This is a genomic window from Verminephrobacter aporrectodeae subsp. tuberculatae At4 (assembly GCF_000193225.1).
Lineage (GTDB): Bacteria > Pseudomonadota > Gammaproteobacteria > Burkholderiales > Burkholderiaceae_C > Acidovorax > Acidovorax aporrectodeae.
The window spans coordinates 1-3886 of sequence record NZ_AFAL01000520.1; the positions used below are offsets into that span (position 1 = coordinate 1).

3 protein-coding genes are annotated in these 3886 nt (G+C 66.3%); 2 read left to right on the forward strand and 1 reads right to left on the reverse strand.

Annotated features, from left to right (window positions below):
- Window positions 1-875, forward strand: an 875-nt coding sequence (locus VTU_RS27985; protein WP_010106653.1) for a choice-of-anchor U domain-containing protein, incomplete at its 5' end; no start/stop codon positions are given.
- A 68-nt stretch (window positions 876-943) separates the two neighbouring features.
- Here the strand turns inward: VTU_RS27985 and VTU_RS0117710 are convergent.
- Window positions 944-1129 (reverse strand): hypothetical protein, encoded by a 186-nt coding sequence (locus VTU_RS0117710; RefSeq protein ID WP_010106654.1) that lies wholly within the window; start codon window positions 1127-1129, stop codon window positions 944-946.
- A 556-nt stretch (window positions 1130-1685) separates the two neighbouring features.
- Here VTU_RS0117710 and VTU_RS27990 point away from each other — a divergent pair.
- Window positions 1686-3886: SwmB domain-containing protein (locus VTU_RS27990; RefSeq protein ID WP_010106655.1), on the forward strand; the 2201-nt coding region annotated here is incomplete at its 3' end.

Below are 3886 nucleotides of genomic sequence, written 5' to 3' on the forward strand. Positions count from 1 at the left end.
CCGTAAACAGCGCCCGCGTGAACGGGGCGGACAAGACCGTCACCCTCACGCTCAGCCGCGCCGTGGCGAACGGCGAGAAGCTCACGCTCAGCTACACCAAGCCGGCAACCGGCGGCAACGCGATACAGGACACTGCCGGCAACGCCGCGGCGGACTTGCACAACCAGCCCGTGGGCAACGTCACGCCCACGCCAGCACCCGCGCCCGCAGCGCCCGCAGCGCCCGCGCCCGCACCAGAGCCCGCACCAAAAACAAACCCCGACGCGCCCAATGCGGACCACGACGGCGTACCCGACGCGCAGGAAAATCAGGCCATCGGCCCCAAGGGTTCCGCCATCGGCGACGGCAACGGCGACAGAATCCAGGACAGCACGCAGGCCGCAGTCGCCTCCTTCAGCGCCAAGACCAGCAGCGGTTCCGACACCTCGGTCACCCTGGTAGCAGACAGCCAGGACGGCATGGTCGCCTCCGGCAGCAACACCCGCATCACCAGCCTGGAGCAAAGGGCAGCGCCCGCCCAAACGCCCGGGGCGCTGGAGACGCCCATCGCACTGACAAGCTTCAAGGCCACGCTGGAGACCGCCGGCAGCACCAAGGCCTTCAGCCTGTACGTGGACCCGAAGATCGGCGTCAACGGCTACTGGCTGCAAGACCACGGCGGCACCTGGGTGAACCTGGCGAGCAGCCCTTACGGCGGCAAGATGGTGATGGAAGGCGGGCGGCTGCGGCTGGACTTCTCGATCCAGGACGGCGGACCGTTCGACGCCGACGGCCAGGCCAACGGCGTCATCACCACGTTCGGCGCCGCAGCGCAGATGCAATTGTCCATCGCGGGTCAGGCGTCCGACGTGGCGCATGGCGAGTTCTGGATCTGAGGCCCGCCCCCGAATCGGGCATGCATCCGGGAAAAACCGCCATGGCGCCTGCGCGGTTCTGACCTGATTCACCGCCACGGCATGCCCGCGGCCATGTAAGCGATCTGCACCCGCAGCAGCGCCGCAGCGCCCCTTGCAGCAGGGGACACCAAGGAGGCCGGCGCGGTGCCAATTTCGCAGCGCCCGATCCCGCGCAGCACCAGGGCTTTCACCCGGGTGTTGCGATCGCCCCTGTCCGTCTGTCCGAGAAACATGCCCGCCTGTCCGGCGGCCCGATGAATGGGCTGTGAAGTTACCGTTTTCAGCCATGAAATTTCAATCGGTCACGTACAATTCGCGACATGTTTGACACTTTCTCCCTTTCATGCAGCGCCTCCTCAAACATGGGCACGCTGCCTGAATTCCGCGCATCGCCGCACGCAGCAAGAACCGCTGGTCAGGCTGCACGGCGGGCTGCTGATTCCGCCCCCACGGGCGCCAAAACGCGGATGTCGGACAGGGCCACCGGACGCGACCTGCCACCTGCTGCCCAAAGCAGTCACGCACGCCAGAACCGTTCCACGATGACCTCTCTGCCGAATCGGAAATGGTTCAAAACATTCAAGAAACCGTTCCCGGATTTCCTCAGGGACTGCGCATGCAGCCCATGGCCCGGGTTGCGTCGTCGGTCCCCGCACAGCGGCGCGCAACGCACCCCTTCGGGCAAGACCGCGAACAGGTGCTGACCCCGGAATCGCCCCGGAAGCATCCCCTGTCCCCAGGGCCATGCCCCCAAACCCCGTCCACCCCCCATCCCACGACCAAAGCACCATGAACACCGATTCGCACACCACCCCCAGCCTCCGCTCGGGCGAGACCACGAACACCACCGGCCCGACCGCCACGATCACGCTGGCGGACACCGCGCTCACCGCGGGCGAGACCACCACCGTCACCTTCACCTTCAGCGAACCCGTCACCAACTTTGACGCCAGCGACGTCGTGCTCACCGACGCCAACGGCACGCTGGGCGCGCTCACGGCCAACGCCGACGGCAAAACCTGGACGGCCACCTTCACGCCCACGAACAACATCGAGGACAGCAGCAACACCATCCGCGTGAACTTGGCTGGCGTGACCAACGCCGCAGGCAGGGCCGGGACCGGCAGCGCCGCCAGCACCAGCTACGCCATGGATACCAAGCGGCCCGACGTGGTCTCCCTCACCTTCGCTGACCCCAAGCTCCGCGCCGGCGAATCGACCACAGCCACCATCATCTTTTCCGAAGCGCTCAATCGGGACAGTTTCACCCTGGCAAAACTTAACCCTCCGCCCGATACAGGCACCTTGTCCAACCTGCACACCACCGACGGTATTACCTGGACGTTCACGCTCACTGCCCCGGCTTCCGGCAGATCAGGGACCGGCATCCTCGGCATCCAGCTGAGCAACGTCACCGACGTCGCGGGCAACACGGGGATCACGCGGTATTTGGATCAAAGCCCCTACGTCCTTGACTTCGATCCGCCCACTGCCACGATCACCCTGGCGGACAACGCGCTCACCGCGGGCGAGACCACAACAGTCAGCTTCCGCTTCAGCGAGCCCGTCAACGGCTTTGACGCCAGCGACATCGTGCTCACCGACGCCAACGGCACGCTGAGCGCGCTCACGCCCAACGCCACCCGCACGGTCTGGACGGCCACCTTCACGCCCACGGCCAACGTCAACGCCGCGGCGAACACCATCCGGGTGAACCTCTCCGGTGTGAGCGACGACGCTGGCAACGCCGGCACCAGCACCGCCACCAGCGCCACCTACACCGTGGACACCCGGCCGGACACCACGCCCCCGGTGATCGATACCGCCACGGTCAACGGCAACCAGCTGGTGCTCACGTACACCGAAGCGAACACCCTGGACCCGGCAGCACTCACGGGCAGCGCAGGCTATGCGGTGAGCAGCAGCACGGGCACGGCCATCACCGTGCGCAGCGCCGTGGTGAACGGGGCGGCCAAGACCGTCACGCTCACGCTGAGCCGCGCCGTGACCCACACGGAGACGGTGCAAGTCAGCTACACCAAACCCGAATCCGGCGCCGTGGTGCAGGACGCTGCGGGCAACGACGCGGCGAACCTCAGCGATCGGGCGGTGATGAACAACACACCGAACCCCGACGCCCCGCAGCTGATCACCACCGGCGACGATCGCCCCTCGGTCGTTGGCTGGGAGGATGTGCAGCTCCGATTCAGCCACAGCAACCAAGGGAACGCCTTCGACGAGAGCCACGGACCAGCCAAAGGGGACTTCACGGTGCTCGTGGATGGCGTACCCAACGCCGTCACCGAGATCGTCCTATTCGGCACGTCCAATGCCACGCTCCTCACACTGGTTCTGAAAAACCCCCTGCGACATGGCCAGAAAGTGACCGTCTCCTACCAGGACAGCACGCCCCTTGACGGCAACGGCATACAGGACACAGCGGGCAATCGCCTGGCCAGCATCCCGACCACGGAGGCGGTGAATACCCGGCCGGACATGCTTGCCCCGGAACTGATCACCACCGACGACACACGGGGCCCCAAGGTCACTGGTGACCAGCTGGTGCTTAGCTACGAGGATTCGAGCAAGCTGCAAGGGCGCACGTTCGCGGACAACGCAGGCTTTACGGTCAGCAGCGCCACAGGCCCCTCCATTGCCGTCACCGGCGCCGTTGTGGATGCGACGGCCAAGACCGTCACGCTCACGCTGAGCCGCGCCGTGGCCCAGGGGGAGGCGCTGAGCGTCAGCTACACCAAACCGGCGACCGGCCATGCGGTACAGGACGCTGTCGGCCACGGCGCAGCGAACTTCAGCGACCAGGCCGTGACGAACAACACGCCGGACACCACGCCCCCGGCGTTCCACAGCGCCGCAGTCAACGGCGACCAGCTGGTGATCCGCTACACCGAAGCCAACACCCTGGATGGAGCCACGCTCGCGGACAACGCAGGCTTTACCGTCAGCAGCACCACGGGCATCGCCATTACCGT